Origin of the sequence: Enterobacter sp. MGH 37, assembly GCF_000534515.1 — a bacterium.
Lineage (GTDB): Bacteria > Pseudomonadota > Gammaproteobacteria > Enterobacterales > Enterobacteriaceae > Enterobacter > Enterobacter kobei.
The window spans coordinates 1-17,185 of sequence record NZ_KI973209.1 but is presented as its reverse complement, the minus strand read 5'-3'; the positions used below and the strand labels follow the sequence as shown (position 1 = coordinate 17,185).

Here is a 17,185-nt window from a genome sequence, read left to right as displayed (position 1 = left end):
ATGCGCGCGAACCTCATCAAAACCAATTTTACCGCTGGTGAAGTGTCCCCGCGTCTCATGGGGCGCGTTGATATCGCCCGTTATGCCAACGGCGCGAAGATTATCGAAAACGCTGTTGTGGTCGTGCAGGGCGGCGTTGTCCGCAGACCTGGTACACGCTTTGCGGCGGCGACCAAACACGGCGATAAAAAATCTCGACTCATTCCCTACGTGTTTAACCGGTCGCAGGCGTACATGCTGGAATTCGGCGACGGCTATATGCGCATTTTTCAGAATGGTAAGCAGCTGGTCAACGAAGACAATACGCCGTATGAAATCGCCAGCCCTTACACCGCCGATATGCTGCCCTCCGTGAATTATGTCCAGGGCGCTGACACCATGTTTCTGGTTCATCAGTCAGTAAAACCTCATCGCCTCCAGCGCCGCGGTCAAACCGACTGGGTGCTTGAGCCCGCTCCGTTCATTGTTGAGCCGTTCGACGAGGTACGCGATACCCCGCAGAAATGGTGTAAACCGTCCGTCAAAGAGTTTGTTGGCTCGGAAATTACGCTGACCCTGAGCGATGCGGATCCGGGTGATAACCCAAGCCCACCATTCACCGGTACTGGCTGGGTTGCTCAGGATGTGGGTTCTTACGTTCGCCTTAATGACGGTTTGGTGCTGATAAAGAGCATCACCAGTGCGCAGATTGCCGTCGGTACCATCCGCAGCGATTTGACGGCAACGCAGGCAGCATCACCGGGTTCGTGGACGCGGGAGGACACGGTCTGGACAGATACGTTTGGCTATCCTGGTGCGGTCACGCTCTACCAGCAACGCCTTGTACTGGCGGGTTCGCCGAAGTACCCGCAAACAATCTGGTGGAGTGAAACGGGCGTTTATTTGTCCTTCGAGATAGGCACTGAAGATGATGACGCGATCAGCTTCACGCTGTCTTCTGACCAGCTCAACCCGATTGTGCATCTGGCGCAGATGAATACCCTGATAGCGCTTACCTACGGTGGTGAGTTTACGATCACCTCCGGCAACGATGCGGCCATTACACCGACCAATATTTCGGTGAAAAATCCGAGTCCATACGGCTGTAACGGGATCCGCCCGGTGCGAGTTGGTACCGAAATCATGTTCGTCCAGCGTGCTGGCCGCAAGCTCTATGCGGTAGCGTACGACCCCGACAGCTTTGTTTCCTATTCCGCCAACGATATGACGGTGCTGGCAGAGCACATCACCTCTGGCGGCGTACTGGATATGGCATACCAGCAACAGCCGGATGCGTTTATCTGGATGGTCAGGGCGGATGGCGTTGCGGTCACGATGGCTATCGATCGCGCTCAGGATGTTATTGCCTGGTCACGTCAGGTCACTGACGGTGCGTTTGAGTCGGTGGCTACCATCCCGTCAGATACTGACGATGTGGTCTACGCGATTGTTCGCCGTGAGATAAATGGCCAGAGCGTTCGTTATGTCGAGGTATTCGACAGCAATCTTTATACCGATGCTGCGGTGACCGGCACCAGTAGCGCCGGTTCTGCCACGTGGTCCGGTCTTGCTCACCTTGAGGGGCAGACGGTTGATGTGGTGGCCGATGGCGCTGTTATGCCGCAGCACACAGTTTCCTCTGGTCAAATCACACTGTCCCGCCCGGCGAAAAGCGTGGAGATCGGCCTGCACTTCGAAAGTACGATCGAAACGCTTTCGCCAGAGGTTCAGACCACTGAGGGTACAACGCAGAACGCGAAGAAGCGCACCAGCGAAGTGACTATGCGTTTTCTCGAAACGACTGGCGCGGAGTGCAACGGCCAGGTCATTCCGTTCCGCCGGTTCGGTCCAAAAATCCTCAACCAGCCAGCACCACTTTTCACCGGCGATCACTACTGGGGAAAACTCGGCTGGGAGCGGGGGGAAGACACTCTGCTTATTCAGCAGCGCCAGCCGCTGCCATTCCACCTTCTCGCAATTATTTTCACGTTCACCAGTAACGGGGGCTGACATGGTACGTAACGCAACGGCCGGGGACATCCCGGCGCTGATCGAGCTGGGCGCGAGGATGTATATCGAGTCCCGCTATTCGCAGAATTCGCCTTTTGATGAAGAAAAATGCGCAGAGCTCGCCCGCACTCTAATTTCATCACCTGCCGGCTGCCTGCTGGTGGCAGAAAAAGACGGTACGGTAATCGGCTGGCTGGCCGGGGGGATTGCTGAGCAGTGGTTCAGCCGCCAGTTAATGGCTTTTGAGTATGGGCTGTTTATCGCGCAGGAACATCGCGGCGGCACTGCTGGCCCGCGTCTCGCGAAAGCATTTATCACATGGGCGGAAGAGCATGGCGCCGCGATCATAAATATGGGTATCACCACGGGTGTACACGAAGAGCGCACCGGTGATTTGTATTCACGTCTCGGCCTGTCCCGTACCGGTCTGCTTTATTCCAAAGAGGTGTAACGATGTGTACCGGGTTAGAGGTGGCGGCAATTGGCGCATCCGTTCTTGCGGCGGGTGGTGCGGTTTATAGCGGGCAGCAGCAAAAGAAAATGTCCAACTATCAGGCGGCGCAGGCGGAAGCAGACGCAGAAGCTGCGCAGGCAGCTGCACGCGTAGAAGCTGATCGCATCCGTAAGGCGGGCAGGGCACAGGCAGCACAGGCAAATGCAGCACTGGCAGCGTCGGGTGTGGAAACTGGTGAAGGTACGGCATTGCGCATCACGTCGGGTATTACCGGTGATGCTGAGCAGGATGCGTATCAAACCATTCTGAACGGTGCGAACCAGAGCGCACGGCTCAATGCGCAGGCGTCGGCTGACCGCATCAGCGGCCGTAATGCTTCAACATCTGGCTACATCAGCGCGGGCAGCTCACTGCTGAGCGCGGGTGGCACAGCGTACAACGGCTGGAAAAAAGCAGGGAGTAAATAACCGTGAGAATTCCAACGGGTAATTTTGGCAACGTTACGCCGCAGGCTAATCCAACCCGGGTCGGGGTCAGTAATGTTGGTCAGATAGGTAATGCTGTAGCCGGGCTGGGGGCTGCTCTGGGCCAGACTGTAGACGATTTGCAGCGTACGCAGGATAAAGCTGACGTGGCCGCTACCCAGGCGATACTTACCGATCTCGATGCGAAATCCAGCGACCGCTGGGAGAACCCGGAGACCGGCGCGCTGGTAACCCGGCAGGGGTTTAAGTCCTCTGGCGTTGGTCTGGACATGGACAAGCTGGACTCCTCCGACTACGAAGAAGCCCGCAAACGCGTACCGCAGAGCCAGTTACAGTATTTCGATGCGCAATGGAAAGCGGGCCAGATCCGTCGAGCCAGCACCTACAACAGCTTTGAGCGTACTCAAACCGAGCAGGCCCAGCGCCAGCAGCTCGATGCGACGGTGAAATCTTCCGTTGAGCAGGAAGCGGGGGCATTTGACGATCCGCAGGCTGCTGCGTTGATTCGCGGTGCACGTCAGCACTCCATTTCATTGTATGGCCAGGCACAAGGCTGGTCGCAGGAACAAATTGACCAGGCTGTTTCTGAGGCCAACTTACGCGCTATGGAGCAGCGAGCCCAGAACTATGCGGTAACCAATCCTCAGGGCTGGTTAAATGGCGATTTTCCCGTGAAAGATACCGGTGCGCTGGATATGCGCGCCATCGGGATTGTTGAATCCGGCGGTAAGCATTTTAATGCTGACGGCAGCGTTATAACCTCTCCAGCCGGTGCGCAGGGTAAATACCAGCTTATGCCGGACACGGGCAAAGAGCTGGCGGCGAAGCGCGGAGTTGAATACAACCCGGCAGATGAAGAACAAAATGCCCTGCTGGCGAGCGATTACGCAAATCAGCTGTACGGTAAATATGGCTCTGAAACGCTGGCGGGTGCTGCATATAACTGGGGTATGGGAAACGTTGACAAGCTGATCGCGAAAACCGGAGACCCGCGCAAGGGCGAAATTTCTGAGGCTGATTTTATTCGGCAGCTACCTGCGGAAACCCGCGGGTGGCTGGCCCGGTACCGTAAAAATAAAACCGGTCTCGATCCTGTGTCGGTTAACAAAATCGATAACATCGCTGAGTCGAAAATCCGTGAGCAGCGTACAACCCTGCGCGAGCAAATCGACCCCATCCTGAATAATACGATGGCGCAGCTGTACAACGGGGAAGTGCCTGACGCGATGCCCGATAAGGCATCAATTATGTTTGCGTACGGTGAACAAGGGGCAAAGGCAGTTAAGCAGCTCGATATCGCGATCAACAACGCCAAAACCTTCCAGGCGATACAGTACGTATCCCCGGAACAGCAGCAGGCAGAAATCGCAAAGTTAAAGCCTCAGGCAAATGACCCTGATTATGCGCTCAAGCTCGATGCGTATGGCAAGCTCGGCGCGCTGGTTCAGAAAAGCAATGAAGCGATACAGGCGCAGCGTGATACCCGTCGTTTTAACGAAGCGCTGTCTATGGGCGAGAAACTCGACCCTACCAATAAATCCATGCAAAAAGCCGCCGACGCCACGCCAACGGCGCAAAACTTCCGGATTAACGACGCCACTACCCATGACGGGATTGTGCAGCAGGTGGCCCAGACCGGGATCATTCCTTCGCAGGTAACCACCCAGTTATCGGCGATATCACGCGCACGCAGTCCTGAGGCGGTCCGTCAGGGGGCTGAGTTATTTAATCGTCTCTATGACACGGATCCCGCGTCTGTTGGCGACATGCCAAAGGATATGCAGGGATTTTATCTCACCGTTAAACAGCTTACCGATTCTGGTATGGCGTCCGAAACCGCTATCGAGCAGGCGCAGAATCTGACCTACAACCAGACCGATGCGCTCAAAGCGCAACTGGCCTCAACCCAGAGCACCAAGGAGTATAAAAAAGACCGCAGCAAAGCGATGGATTCCGCTGTGAGCAGCATGTCGGGCTTCTTTAGCTGGGGAAATCCATCTGCCGACGATCAGACGCCGGAGGCCGCACGTTTCCGCAACGATTACCAGTCGCTGTACGACATCAATTACCGCACCACCGGTGGTAATGCGGATGCGGCCAAAAAAATGACCAACCAGCAGATCGCCCGCATATGGAGTATCAGCGAGGTTAACGGCAACGCCAAACTTATGAAATACGCGCCAGAGGCACTCTATAACTACGGTCCGTCAGGCTGGCAGGCGGCACAGTGGAAAGAAGAAAAAGAGAGCCTGATGTATGGTGAGCGCAAGGGCGAGATCACCACCAGCCCGACGCAGCTTGGTATTACTTCCGGTAGCGTTGCACCTGTTACCAGCAAAACGCCGGAATCGCGTATTGGCGGAGAGCTGGAGATAACTCCTGATGTACTGACGGCCCGCAATGGCGATTACGCCATCATGGTGCGGACAAAAGATAAGGATGGTATTGAAGCGGTACAGCCGTTCTACGATTCGTACGGCAGGCCGATGCGCTGGAAACCGTCACTGGAAGAGTGGGCGCCCTACAAAAAAATGCAGGAAGAGCGTGAAGAACACGATCGTAATGAGCTGCAGCGCGGTCAGGACATTCGCGGGTTCAAAGATAAACACCGTGCGCTCGACGAACAATATAAGCGCCTGCACAACGAGCGTATGGACAGGGTTAAAAATTACTTTTCGTGGAGCACTGAATAATGCCGGTATACGCCACTCCTGAAGAACTGAATAACGGATTCACTCCGGCGGGTAACGTCCTGGCGGCACCCTCCGGGTTTGATGTCCCCCTGCCTGAAGGTACCAACCCAGCACCTCAGCAGGATGAGCCGTCTGTGTGGGGTGCAGCATTTCGCCAGAATAATCTGCTGGGTCAGATGTTCCGCCCCGCGAAGCAGTTCGAACCCGTAGACGGGTATAACCCTTATGCTGATAAAAACGAGCTGCATGGTTATGAACAATGGGGATCCGCTTTTGCTGACTCCCGCTCGCCGGAAGAAACTGCCTGGCTGAAACAGCAGATCGACGACGAAAACGAAGACCGTCGGGTACTTTCCGAGGCTGGCGGGGAGGGCGTTCTTGCCAGTATTGCTGCCGGGGTTGTTGACCCTGTCACCGTCGCTTCGATGTTCATTCCTGGTGCTCAGGGCGGTACAGTGGCCCGCATTGCGTCACAGGCTGCAATCGGTGCAGCTGCAACCGCAGCAAGCGAGGTTGCGCTGAATAACCAGCAGATTACCCGTACGTGGGGGGAAAGCGCTTCCCACGTCGCCGCCGGTGCGCTGATGAGTGGTGTATTTGCGGCCGCCGGTGCTGCGCTTTCGCCATCTGTCCGCACTGCGGCCACGCGTGAAGTGGCTGACGCGCTCGATAACATGAGCATTACGTCAGCGACGGACACTGCAGCAGCTTCCCTTCCCGAAGGTGGCAGCGTCGGCGCGGCGCGAATCAGTGAGGCAACGCTCGAGGATCTCACCCCCGCAGCTGGCGGACCGGTTGGTAAGCTGGCACGTAAGGCAGGCAGCTATCTGACACCGTTTACCCGCCTGATGGAGTCACCGTCGAAAACCTCCCGCCGAACGGCGCTGGAACTGGCAGAAAATAACTACACACTGCAGGGCAATTCCCGCGGCATTGAGACACCCATCGCGGCAGAAACCCGTGTTCGTGGGTGGCGTCGTGAAGAGGCCGCCGTTGTGGTGACGAATAAACAGGCGTACAGCCAGTATAAAGCTGCTGGTGGTGATCTTAGTTTCTCCCAGTTCCGCGAGGAAGTTGGTAACGCTATGCGCAGCGGCGATGTGCATGCTAACCCGGTGGTGCAGGAAGCGGCGCAGGCAATGCGCACCGTTGTTAACCGGGTGAAAGTGGCGCAGCAAAAGCTTGGCCTGCTGCCACCTGACGAGGAGCTAAAAGCCATCGGGCAGGAGAGTTATTTCCCGCGCGTCTACAAAGTCGGCAAGATCGTTAACGAGCGCGATAAATTTCGCGACATGCTGGTCGACTGGTGGTCGCGCGGTGAGAAAACCATGTCCCGCGAAGAGGCTGAAATTACTGCTGACGCCACGATCAATAAAATCGTCGGCGCAAAAATCCCGCAGGATTTCGCAAACGTCTTTATGGTGAAAGCGGCAGGCAGCACCCGGTCGCGTACGCTCAGCGTTCCCGATCGCCTGATGAAAGATTATCTGGAGAGCGACGCCAATTATGTGCTGCAGCGTCACATCCGCGAGGCGTCGGCAGAGGTGGAGCTGACGCGCGCATTCGGTAACAAATCGCTGGAAAAGCAGCTCAAGGATATTCAGGACGAATACGATGCGCTGATGCGCCAGAATCCCAAAGACCAGGCGAAACTGGCGAAAGCCCGCGATAACGATATCCGCGACATCACAGCGCTGCGTGATCGTCTGGCGGGAACCTATGGCATGCCGGATGATCCATCATCATTTTTCGTACGTGCCGGTGCATTTCTGCGCAGCGCTAACTTCGTCACCAAACTGGGTGGTATGACGGTTTCCGCTATTCCTGATCTCGCGCGCGGTGTGATGGTTAATGGCTTTGGTAATACCATGCGTGGTTACTCTGCGCTGATCACGCGGTCACCGGCATTCAAGGCCAGCCGTGCCGAACAGTTAAAAATGGCCGTCGGGCTGGAAACCATCCTGCATACCCGTGCGCGTACGATGGGTGACCTTGTGGACAGCTCTGCCCGCACTACGGCAGTAGAAGCGGGAATGGAGCGCGTCACCGATGCATTCGGCAAGCTAACACTGATGGGGCACTTCGATGATATGAACAAATCGGTAAATGGCATGATCACGTCCGACGGTATTCTTTCCGGCGCGTTCGCTGGCCGCCGCCTGGCTAAGCTCGGCATTAACGATAATATGGCCGCGCGTATCCGCAGCGAGTTCGAAAAACACGGTGAGGTAATCAACGGCTGGCACATCGGTAATTTTGAAAAATGGGACGATCAGCACGTTGCTGGTGTCTTCCAGTCGGCGGTGCTCAAAGACGTTAACAATACCGTTATCACTCCAGGCATCGGCGATACTCCGCTGTGGGCGAGCACACCTCTGGGTAAAACCATCTTCCAGTTTAAATCCTTCGCTACCGCATCCTATAACCGCGCCACTCTGGGCGGCCTGCAGGAGGGAACCGGGCAGTTTTATTATGGTACCGCTTTTCAGATTGGCCTCGGCGCACTGACGTACGCTCTTAAACAGTCCGCGAATGGTAAAGAGGTTGACTGGTCGCCTCAGAAACTGGTCATTGAGGGTATTGACCGATCCGGTATTCTTGGCCCCTTGATGGAATATAATAATATGGCGGAAAAGGCATCCGGCGGGATGGTGGGGCTGGGTGCATTGCTCGGTACCGGAACACAGTCACGTTATGCCAGCCGCGGCTTTATTGGTTCCGCGCTTGGCCCAACGTTCGGCCTGCTCGATACCATTACTGATGTTACCGCTGGCGTGCTTAATGGCGATGCCGGTGATCGGGTGCTGCACAACGTGCGTACGCTGCTGCCTGGTAATAATCTTTTCTGGATAGCGCCGCTTATAAATCAGGTTGACCCTGGCATGCGGTAATCGGTCGGGATTCCGACCTTAAACCCGCGCCATCATAGCCCTGTATTCACTACGGGGCTTTTTTATGCATCAGGATTACAAAACACGCCTTACCGCGCTCAGCGATAAACTTACCGATGTGGTGCTCGAAGAAGCCGATCCGGATAACTGGCCGGGGGCGGGCAAGAAACCGAGCGAGCTGACCAAAGACGAACGCGGCGACCGCTACTGGGATAAGAAAAACGCAGCTGCGTCGTTGACGCTGCTGATTAAGGTCCACTCCCTTATCGGCATGCAGACGCGGGGGGGGACACCCTCTGATAACCCTGGTCAGGATGATGATGAAGCTTTTGCGCTGGGCCAGCAGGTTTCAAAAGCTGAGCGAGAGGCGGCCGCGATTATTGAGCGCCTGCAGAAAGGGAAAAAATGATTTCGTTCCTCGCCTTCTTTTTAATGTGGGCGGAGCGAATGAACTGGGACGTTCCGGACTGCCACTATCAGGCCTGCCACTGGCTGGAGCATCGCGGAAACCTCGCGGTGCTTCGCTGTTTCCGTGGTTTCGGTAAATCAACGATCCTTGCGGTCTATAATGCCTGGCGGTATTACTGCGACCGTCAGTACCGTATTCTGCATCAGTCTGAATCTGACGGCACCGCGTATAAAACCAGCCGCGATACACAGAACGTTCTGCGTAACCATCCGCTTACCAAAGGCATGCTGCCGGACGGTCAGGGGACGGTTGAACAGTGGTGGGTCAATGGCGCGCTGGATTTACGTAACGGCAGTATGTATGCCAAAGGGATCCTGTCTAACGTTACCTCCGCCCGTGCCAACGAATGCCAGAACGATGATGTAGAGGTACCCCGTAATATCCAGACGCCTGAGGCGCGCGAAAAACTGCGCTATCGCCTTGGCGAGCAGACTCACATCCTTATCCCGGGGGGCCGCAAACTCTATATAGGTACGCCCCATACGCATGACAGCCTTTATGACGAGGTGGAGTCTATGGGTGCTGACTGCCTGACCATCCGGCTATTTGAGAAAGAAAAACGTGTTGAGGCGAAAGACGCCACCCAGCTGCGCTACGAATTATCTTTCAGGCCAGAGTACGTTTTCGCGGGCATCCATAAAGCGGCGCGGCTCTTGGTCGAGGATGTCGATTATAAAATTACGGCCGGCGGCGTTGAGTTTGCATCGGCGCCGGATACTGTTATCGATTTTTATGCAGATTGCGCCTGGCCTGAGCGATTCACCCGGGAGGAAATGGAGAATCGTCGCAAAGAAACGCGCACGATTAACGAGTGGGATAGCCAGTATCAGCTGCACAGTAAACCCGTTGGCGACGTTCGTCTCGATCCTGACCGTATCCGTGAGTACAACATCCATCCGCAGATCCGCTATGCGAACCGTACGGCCTCGCTCTGGCTGGGTAACGTGCAAATCGTTGGCGCTGTCGCCTGGTGGGATGTGGCCACAGGTAAAGTTAAGGCTGATGCTTCGGCGTTCTCTCTGATGCTTACCGATGCGCGTGGACACCTGTACTGGCACATTTGCCAGGAACTTACCGGAGAGCTGGCGGAATTCGATGACAACGACAAAATAACAGGCGGGCAGGTGGCGCAGATTAAAGAGCTGGTACTCAAATATCAGATCCCGGTGGTATGTGTCGAAGTCAACGGTCCGGGCAGCTTCGCGGGTAAATTGCTGCGTCAGGCGCTCAAGGGTACCGGGTGCGGCGTGCGCGAAGAATTCAGCATCACTAACAAGCAGAAACGCATCCTCGATGCATTTGAAGCACCGCTGTCGTCTCGGTTCCTGTGGGCACATACCGATGTGCTCGACGGCCCGGTATACGACCAGATGCGCGACTTCAACCCGGCGCTGACCAACCAGCCGGACGACTTTATCGACTCTGGCGCCGGCGCGATAAGTCAGACCCCTGTACGCATCGGAAAAGTAGTCGGGATTCCGACCGGACATGCGCGCGAAGATTGGCAGTTAAGTGACGGAGATCATCTGGTCGACGTCGATTACTAACCTGCCAGAGGTTTCGCATCATGTCGGTACCCAACCAGACTCCCTATATTATTTATAACGCCAACGGTCTGACGACTGTTTTTCCCTTTGAGTTCTATATCATCAACGCCGGTGATATTCAGGTATCAATCAACGGTACCGTCGTTACCAGCGGCTATTCCGTATCAGGTGTCGGTAACGTCGGCGGGGGTGACGTGGTTTTCGTTACCCCACCTGCAAGTGGCGCAGTGGTCATGCTGGAACGCGTTGTTCCTACCTATCGGTTAACGGATTACCAGGACAACGGCGATCTGCTGGCAGACACAGTGAATAAGGATTTCGACCGCCTCTGGATGGCAATACAGCGTGCCTTTATATATCTCGGTCTTGCGCTGCGCCGTCCGCTATTTGGTGGTCCGTTCAACGCAGAAGGATACCGGATTGCCAATCTTGGCGACCCGGTAAATGCGCAGGACGCGGCGACAAAGAACTATGTCGATAATGTCAGCCTGGTGCGTACGCTGCGTGTTCCTGAGTCTTCAGTCTCCATTCTGCCTCCTGTTGATCAGCGCGCAAACAAGCTTCTGGCGTTTAACGCGGAAGGGCAGCCGATCGTTGTTCTACCTGCTTCCGGGTCGGCATCTGATGTAATGATAGAACTGGCTAAACCCGATGGCGAAAAGTACATCGGGGAGTGCCCAGACATTGCAACGCTACGGACAATCGAGCCATCTTTCGACAAGCAGCGTATTACGGTTAGGGAGCACACGTCAGGAACTCGCAAAGGAGGAGGGGAGTTTCGCGCCGTCCTTGCAGGGTCTTCATACACCGATAATAACGGCACCATCATTAAAACCACAGGCGGCGCTGCATGGTTGCGTTTAAATGCAGAACCAACAAACCCATTAATGTTTGGTGCCGTTGGCGATGGGATCACGGATGATAGTGCAAAAATTAACGCAGCACTCAAAGCGTGCGTATATCAATGTGATGGCCTGGGTTTAACCTACGGCGTAGGTGGAACTATTCTCCAAGAACAGACCATACCTACTCTCTTTACTAACGCTAAGTTCAAGTACCTTACAGCTTTGGGTGCTCAGCCTATGATGCGTATGAAAAACGCAGGGCACATGCATCGTAGTTTAAGCTGGGATGGCGGTGGCGGTACTACTGGCTCTTGTATTATTTGGGAAGGCTCTAACACAAGGGACGGCGGGTACATTGAGAAATGTGAATTCAAATATATTGGCGGCGCTGCCATTCGAATCTCTGGCGATTATACCAACCGTATCTTTGCCCGCTATGGTGCTATAAGGAATTGCCGATTCATTCGCTGCGGTAACACCGGTATAGCTAATGACCGTTGCACTGTTATTGCCGACGGTGTTAACAACTTCACATTCGACGGCCTTATTATGACCGAATGCAACTGGGGCATTTATATTCGAATGGACACGAGCTTAGCTGATAAGGCGCGTGCCGTGAATAACCTTTTGCAAAATTGCCATATTTACGGCAGCGGTCGCACTCACCCAACATTCACGGATGCTCAGGGTATCAGTGCAAACCGCCAGGATAGCCTTAAGGTAGATAACTGCTGGGTGGATGGATTTGCTGATAACGGCTTTGACTGCGGCTCAAGCACTGGAATGCAGATTACAAACTATCGATGCAATAACTGCAAGGACGCCATATTCATCGGGGATATCGACTGCGATAGCTATGTAATCGACAACGTGATTGCCAGGGACTGCGACCGTGGAGTCCGTATTGTTATGGACGGCAATATCCAGGCTGATGGTATCGTAAGGAATGTCAGGATTACGAACATGAGAGTGACCAACCCGATTTATGAAGGGTTCAGTATTCGTAACACAGGTGCTCTTACCGGTGTATTCGATATTTACCTTGTTAACTGCTTCGTGGATAGCGTTAGCAGTTACAGCCTGAGTACGTTTACATATCCATTCAGAATCGAGGGGATAGATGGTGCATTTCTGGATAATTGCGGTTGTCGTTATGCCAAGGCAGCCGGGATTTACATCAAGAAAGGAGACCAGATTCAGGTTCGCGGCGGCAGACTTCAAAATATTGATATGTCCGGAGGGGCTAACTATGGCGTTACAGTGGAAAACGACTCTAACCGCGTATCAATATCAGATGTTATTGTGTACGGAAACTCTACAGGCGGCGCGGTTCTGCTTGCCGGTGGTGCTGGTCATAGCGTTAAACATACCAGATGGCGCTCACTTGCAGGCGGAGTGAGCAGCAGTAGCGCAACATCTGCTTACCTCTTGGATAATATAGCGTTCTAACGGAATTGCGGCCTAATGCAGGCCGCCTTTTTTATAAATCACTAAGAATTATTTGCATGACCTTTTTGTAAAGTCATAGATCACGCTGTCGCTTTCCCTGTCATAATATGAATTAAAAACCACCCCGTTTGTTATCGAGGTATATACACACAAGTTGTCCTTTAACGCTGAATGATACTCACCTGAGTTAAAATCGTGCTTCATGTCAAAATGCTTAATGTGCCTCAATCCCCACGACCATCTTCCGTTAATGGTTGGGTGGATAAGATGAGCTAAGAACGGATATTTTTTAATGGCTAAGCGACCCTCTGGTGAAATCGGAAGCATCCCGATAAAAGATATATGCTTAGCGTTCGCAAGATTGTTGCTGTTCAAATCACTAATTATTGTGGTAATAACTTCGTTATCGTATTTCTCCTGGTTTTCTAACGCATTTCCATAACTAAATGCTGCCCCAAGCATATAGAAAAAGTACAGGATTGATAAGGACCACATTATCTTGGAGCGTAAGCCAAGCGTCCAGCATGCAAGGATATTATAAAATACAAGTATTGCTCCGAATGCAACGAAAACCCTAGCGGAAACCACCGCTGATTTCAGCAATAGCATAGGTCCAGCAATCATCAGCAAGACTAGGAATGGTGATACTAAAATAATAGAATTGCGTAATAATTTTATGATGCCTGTAGACTCTGACTTTTCACGACACAGTCTAACTGCACCAATTAAAGCCATGCAGGTGGTAACCAATGTCAGGGCTAACATTGTTGTGCTCATAGAAGAACTAAGCACATAATAGAATACCTTGAAGTTGCCAAAAATAGCATCCCTCAAGGAATTTAATTCAAACGAACTTATCTGGCTATGTTGTAAATTGTAATCACCCTCAATAAAGTTAGGTGAAATTAACAAAGAATAGATAATATAACCTATTAACAACCCCGTAATTGATAGCCCTATAGCTTTGAAACCATCAAAATCCTTACCTTCTCTAAACTTATTTAATACATAAAGCATTGTGTAAATTATATAAATATTTAAAGAGGCTTGATATAAACACAGTGATAAAAGAATTGAAGCAATACTTGCCGTTAAAAATTTTACTGACCCATTTATTCTAACAACAAAAGGAAGCATCGCACAAAGAACAGAAAGTGACATTGTGAATGCGTCATATTTGTATGACATATTCTCAAAATAAAAAGGGCTAATCGCCAGTGGTAGGCATAGTATAAAGCTTAACCAGTTCACCCCTTCAGACTGCCATAAATATGTCTTTCCTGTCAGATATGCCCCTAATGATAACAACGCAATTCCTAATATTTGAGGAAGCGGAGATATATCAGGCAACGGTGCGCCAAAGCTTATCACATAAAAAAACAGATCAGCTAGGGGTCTGCCATTGCGTGACCATTCAGAATAACCCTCAAGGGAGCGCCCTAAGTCATCAATGTAATAATAGTTTGTAGATAACACATTGTAATAACATAACAAAATTAAGCCAAAAATAATCATTATCGGCTTAAGACTAACGCTCATATTGTTTTCTGATTTGATCATTTACCTTACCCTATAATAAATAATTTTTATTTCTTAATGATGTATCGAGGTCTTCCCTTAACTTCAACATAAATCCTGCCAATATATTCCCCAAGAACTCCTATTCCTATCAACTGAACTCCGCCGAGGAAAAGTATTGAAACCAGCATTGATGGATAGCCGCGAACTGGATTGCCGAACGCTAACGTGTCGACGATCATCCATGCGCCATAGGCAAAGGCCATGCCAGCGACGAACACGCCAATATACGTCCACATGCGCAAGGGGAAGGTTGAGAAACTGGTTATGCCCTCTAATGCAAGATTCCACAGCTTCCATCCATTGAACTTAGAATCCCCGGCAACACGTTCTGCGCGGGCATATTCAACAACATCAGTGCGGCCGCCAACCCAACTCAAAACGCCTTTCATAAAAAGGTTGCGTTCTGGCATTAGCTTAATGTTTTCAACCACATCCCGGGACATCAGGCGGAAGTCGCCAACGTTTTCCTCGATCTGCGGGTTACTGATTTTGTTGTGCAGCTTGTAGAACCACTCAGCGGTCTTGCGTTTGAGTCGTCCATCAGTAGAGCGGTCAGAACGTTTAGCAAGGACCATATCAGCCCCGGTTTGCCACTTCTCTATCAGGTGAGGAATAACCTCGATAGGGTCTTGCAGGTCGACGTCAATCGGTATAATTGCGTCTCCTGTCGCATGATCAAGCCCTGCAAAAAGAGCAGGCTCTTTACCGAAGTTGCGTGTAAATGACAGCGGAACCACAAGCGGGTCGGCCACAGCGAGCGCATTTATGATTGATTCTGTCGCATCTTTACTGCCGTCGTTTACGAAGACTATTTCAACTTCATGCTGCATAAGCCCTTCAAACTCCCGCACGGTTTTATAGAAGATTGGAATTGCTTCCTCTTCATTAAATACCGGAACGACCAGAGAAATTTTCATTTCGCATCCCTAAAGACAATGAATTTTGAGTAGATGAACCCGGCAACCAGGCTAAAGCCGGAAAATGCTAACAGAGTAACAATGGGAGGTGCACCAACACTATCAGCGAGGTATCCAGTCAGGCCTGCCATAATACCCATGAATAACACGAAGGCGAGATAACGCCCAGAAGTAGCCCGTGATTTGAACGTCCATTTCGCGTTCGCGAAAAAACTAAACGTTACTGCAATGCAGAATGCCAGAACATTAGCAATCGCCTGGCTAACCCCAAAGAAATGAAGCAGAGCGCCAAAGCACAGCCAGTGTAAGGCTGTGTTGAGCACGCCTACGGAAACATATCTACTAAATAGCTTTAACATTATAAAAATCAGTCAATTCTGAAAGCCAAGAAGTTTAGCACTTGTTGTCAACCTTATCGACCTCCTCTATATGGTCGGGATTCCGACCGACCTGCGCGCTTACCCTCGTCCCACGATACGATTTTCCCCACCGGGGGTGAGGCATGAGGATGAATAACGTTTCAGACGTGGCGGCGGGACTTTCCTACGGCACATCTATTGGCAGTTTTGGCTACTGGCTTTTGCAACTCCTCGATAAAGTCAGTCCCAGCCAGTGGGCTGCAATTGGCGTTCTCGCCAGTATTCTCTTTGGTCTGCTGACTTATCTGACAAACCTTTATTTCAAAATTAAAGACGATCGTCGCAAAGAGGCTCGGGACAATGGCTACCAGCAAGACTAAACTCAGCGCCGCTGTTCTGGGTCTGGTGCTTGCCGGCGCTCCGGCGTCGGTCATCCTCGATCAGTTCCTGAATGAGAAAGAGGGCAACAGCCTCACAGCGTACAAAGACGGCGGCGGGATCTGGACAATTTGCCGTGGCGCCACAATGGTGGATGGTAAACCGGTAGTGCAGGGCATGAAGCTGACGCAGGCGAAATGCGATCAGGTGAACGCCATCGAACGGGATAAGGCTCTTGCGTGGGTGGAGCGCAATATCAAGGTACCACTGACCGAGCCGCAGAAAGCAGGTATTGCTTCGTTCTGCCCTTATAACATCGGGCCCAGTAATTGTTTCCCCTCAACGTTTTATAAGCGCATCAATGCTGGTGACCGCAAAGGTGCATGCGAAGCGATCCGCTGGTGGATTAAAGACGGCGGCCGCGATTGCAGACTGACCAAAGGCCAGAAGAACGGTTGCTATGGTCAGGTCGAGCGCCGGGATCAGGAAAGCGCACTGACGTGCTGGGGGATAGACCAGTGACCATTAAAGCAAAGCTGTTAGCGCTGGGCGTTCTGCTGGCGCTTTTCGGTGTTACCTTTTACGCGAGTTATCTGAAAGGCTGGTATGCGCACAGCGACAAGGTAAACAGCGAGCATACAGCAAAGAACAAAAAGGCGGAGAAAGCAGTCGCCACCGGAGAGCAGAAAGCGGCAGCGGCCAGCGCAGAAGGGAAGGTGATTTACCGGACCATTTACCGAGACGTGGTGAAATATGTTAACGACCCGAATCATATTAAGTGCGATTTTGACGATCACGCTGTGCAGCTGCGGCAGCGAGCCCTCGATGCGGCCAACTCCATCAGCGGATTTGATGCAGGAACCGTGCAAGGGAGCGAGTAAAGCTGGAACAGACAGCGACGAAGACCTGCAGGCGGACATCGAAACAGCGGAATGCCTGCGCCAGTTACGGCTGGATAAATATCGTTGGCAAGCTTGGTACAGGGCTACGGAATAGCCCGTTTTGTTCCTCAATCGGGAGCGAAATCAAAATGGGTATCAATTCGGGTATCTAGGGATTTATTAAAAACAAAACACAGTAAATACATGTTGTTATTTGCTGTGTTTTACTCCTATTATCGGCACCATC

The 17,185-nt window shown here is 52.3% G+C and carries 14 protein-coding genes; 11 read left to right on the top strand and 3 right to left on the bottom strand.

The window, feature by feature from the left end; genetic code table 11:
- The 8 genes from L383_RS00150 to L383_RS24605 all read left to right on the top strand — a co-directional run bounded on the left by L383_RS00150 (position 1) and on the right by L383_RS24605 (position 12,822).
- A complete protein-coding gene (locus L383_RS00150; protein WP_023332184.1) occupies positions 1 to 1,989 on the top strand; it encodes a phage tail protein in 1,989 nt (662 codons plus the stop codon).
- A 1-nt stretch (position 1,990) separates the two neighbouring features.
- On the top strand, positions 1,991 to 2,440 hold the full coding sequence (locus tag L383_RS00155) for a GNAT family N-acetyltransferase (RefSeq protein ID WP_023332185.1): 450 nt from the start codon (positions 1,991 to 1,993) through the stop codon (positions 2,438 to 2,440).
- Positions 2,441 to 2,442: 2 nt separating this feature from the next.
- A complete protein-coding gene (locus L383_RS00160) occupies positions 2,443 to 2,910 on the top strand; it encodes a hypothetical protein (protein ID WP_023332186.1) in 468 nt (155 codons plus the stop codon).
- 2 nt (positions 2,911 to 2,912) lie between these two features.
- Positions 2,913 to 5,621: a lytic transglycosylase domain-containing protein gene (locus L383_RS00165; RefSeq protein ID WP_023332187.1), complete on the top strand. Its 2,709-nt coding sequence runs from the start codon at positions 2,913 to 2,915 to the stop codon at positions 5,619 to 5,621.
- Positions 5,621 to 8,512, top strand: coding sequence for a hypothetical protein (locus L383_RS00170; protein ID WP_023332188.1), 2,892 nt, complete (start codon positions 5,621 to 5,623; stop codon positions 8,510 to 8,512). Before L383_RS00165 ends, L383_RS00170 begins: the two co-directional genes overlap by 1 nt.
- Before the next feature lie 64 nt (positions 8,513 to 8,576).
- Positions 8,577 to 8,921, top strand: a complete 345-nt coding sequence (locus tag L383_RS00175; protein ID WP_023332189.1) for a hypothetical protein — start codon at positions 8,577 to 8,579, stop codon at positions 8,919 to 8,921.
- Positions 8,918 to 10,528 carry a phage terminase large subunit gene (gene terL, locus L383_RS00180; RefSeq protein ID WP_023332190.1) on the top strand — a complete coding sequence of 537 codons (1,611 nt, stop codon included), beginning with the start codon at positions 8,918 to 8,920 and terminating at the stop codon, positions 10,526 to 10,528. Before L383_RS00175 ends, terL begins: the two co-directional genes overlap by 4 nt.
- A 20-nt stretch (positions 10,529 to 10,548) precedes the next feature.
- Positions 10,549 to 12,822, top strand: a complete 2,274-nt coding sequence (locus tag L383_RS24605) for a phage tail fiber domain-containing protein (protein ID WP_023332191.1) — start codon at positions 10,549 to 10,551, stop codon at positions 12,820 to 12,822.
- Between the two features lie 48 nt (positions 12,823 to 12,870).
- On the opposite strand, the gene L383_RS00185 is transcribed toward L383_RS24605, so the two are convergent.
- From L383_RS00185 to L383_RS00195, 3 genes are read right to left on the bottom strand one after another with little or no spacing between them, the layout of a single operon-like run.
- Complete coding sequence (locus L383_RS00185) at positions 12,871 to 14,382, bottom strand: glucosyltransferase domain-containing protein (RefSeq protein WP_023332192.1); 1,512 nt, start codon at positions 14,380 to 14,382, stop codon at positions 12,871 to 12,873.
- 26 nt (positions 14,383 to 14,408) lie between these two features.
- Positions 14,409 to 15,320, bottom strand: coding sequence for a glycosyltransferase family 2 protein (locus tag L383_RS00190; RefSeq protein WP_023332193.1), 912 nt, complete (start codon positions 15,318 to 15,320; stop codon positions 14,409 to 14,411).
- Entirely contained in the window at positions 15,317 to 15,679 is a 363-nt protein-coding gene (locus L383_RS00195) for a GtrA family protein (RefSeq protein ID WP_023332194.1), read from the bottom strand. The genes L383_RS00190 and L383_RS00195 overlap by 4 nt, the downstream gene beginning before the upstream one ends.
- A 149-nt stretch (positions 15,680 to 15,828) precedes the next feature.
- On the opposite strand from L383_RS00195, the gene L383_RS00200 reads away from it, so the two are divergent.
- Genes L383_RS00200 through L383_RS00210 form a run of 3 tightly spaced genes read left to right on the top strand, consistent with a single transcriptional unit; the run spans position 15,829 to position 16,938 of the window.
- Positions 15,829 to 16,059, top strand: a complete 231-nt coding sequence (locus tag L383_RS00200; RefSeq protein WP_023295991.1) for a class II holin family protein — start codon at positions 15,829 to 15,831, stop codon at positions 16,057 to 16,059.
- The gene (locus L383_RS00205; RefSeq protein ID WP_023332195.1) at positions 16,040 to 16,579 is read left to right on the top strand and encodes a lysozyme; all 540 of its coding nucleotides are present in this window, start codon (positions 16,040 to 16,042) and stop codon (positions 16,577 to 16,579) included. Before L383_RS00200 ends, L383_RS00205 begins: the two co-directional genes overlap by 20 nt.
- Positions 16,576 to 16,938, top strand: a complete 363-nt coding sequence (locus L383_RS00210) for a hypothetical protein (RefSeq protein WP_023332196.1) — start codon at positions 16,576 to 16,578, stop codon at positions 16,936 to 16,938. Before L383_RS00205 ends, L383_RS00210 begins: the two co-directional genes overlap by 4 nt.
- Positions 16,939 to 17,185 lie beyond the last annotated feature (247 nt).

Excerpts from the sequence above, each read along its gene's own strand:
- L383_RS00150 (WP_023332184.1), top strand. The coding sequence starts at position 1 with ATGCGCGCGAACCTCATCAAAACCAATTTTACCGCTGGTGAAGTGTCC.
- L383_RS00155 (WP_023332185.1), top strand. The coding sequence starts at position 1,991 with ATGGTACGTAACGCAACGGCCGGGGACATCCCGGCGCTGATCGAGCTG.
- L383_RS00160 (WP_023332186.1), top strand. The coding sequence starts at position 2,443 with ATGTGTACCGGGTTAGAGGTGGCGGCAATTGGCGCATCCGTTCTTGCG.
- L383_RS00170 (WP_023332188.1), top strand. The coding sequence starts at position 5,621 with ATGCCGGTATACGCCACTCCTGAAGAACTGAATAACGGATTCACTCCG.
- L383_RS00175 (WP_023332189.1), top strand. The coding sequence starts at position 8,577 with ATGCATCAGGATTACAAAACACGCCTTACCGCGCTCAGCGATAAACTT.
- terL (WP_023332190.1), top strand. The coding sequence starts at position 8,918 with ATGATTTCGTTCCTCGCCTTCTTTTTAATGTGGGCGGAGCGAATGAAC.
- L383_RS24605 (WP_023332191.1), top strand. The coding sequence starts at position 10,549 with ATGTCGGTACCCAACCAGACTCCCTATATTATTTATAACGCCAACGGT.
- L383_RS00185 (WP_023332192.1), bottom strand. The coding sequence starts at position 14,382 with ATGATCAAATCAGAAAACAATATGAGCGTTAGTCTTAAGCCGATAATG.
- L383_RS00190 (WP_023332193.1), bottom strand. The coding sequence starts at position 15,320 with ATGAAAATTTCTCTGGTCGTTCCGGTATTTAATGAAGAGGAAGCAATT.
- L383_RS00195 (WP_023332194.1), bottom strand. The coding sequence starts at position 15,679 with ATGTTAAAGCTATTTAGTAGATATGTTTCCGTAGGCGTGCTCAACACA.
- L383_RS00200 (WP_023295991.1), top strand. The coding sequence starts at position 15,829 with ATGAATAACGTTTCAGACGTGGCGGCGGGACTTTCCTACGGCACATCT.
- L383_RS00205 (WP_023332195.1), top strand. The coding sequence starts at position 16,040 with ATGGCTACCAGCAAGACTAAACTCAGCGCCGCTGTTCTGGGTCTGGTG.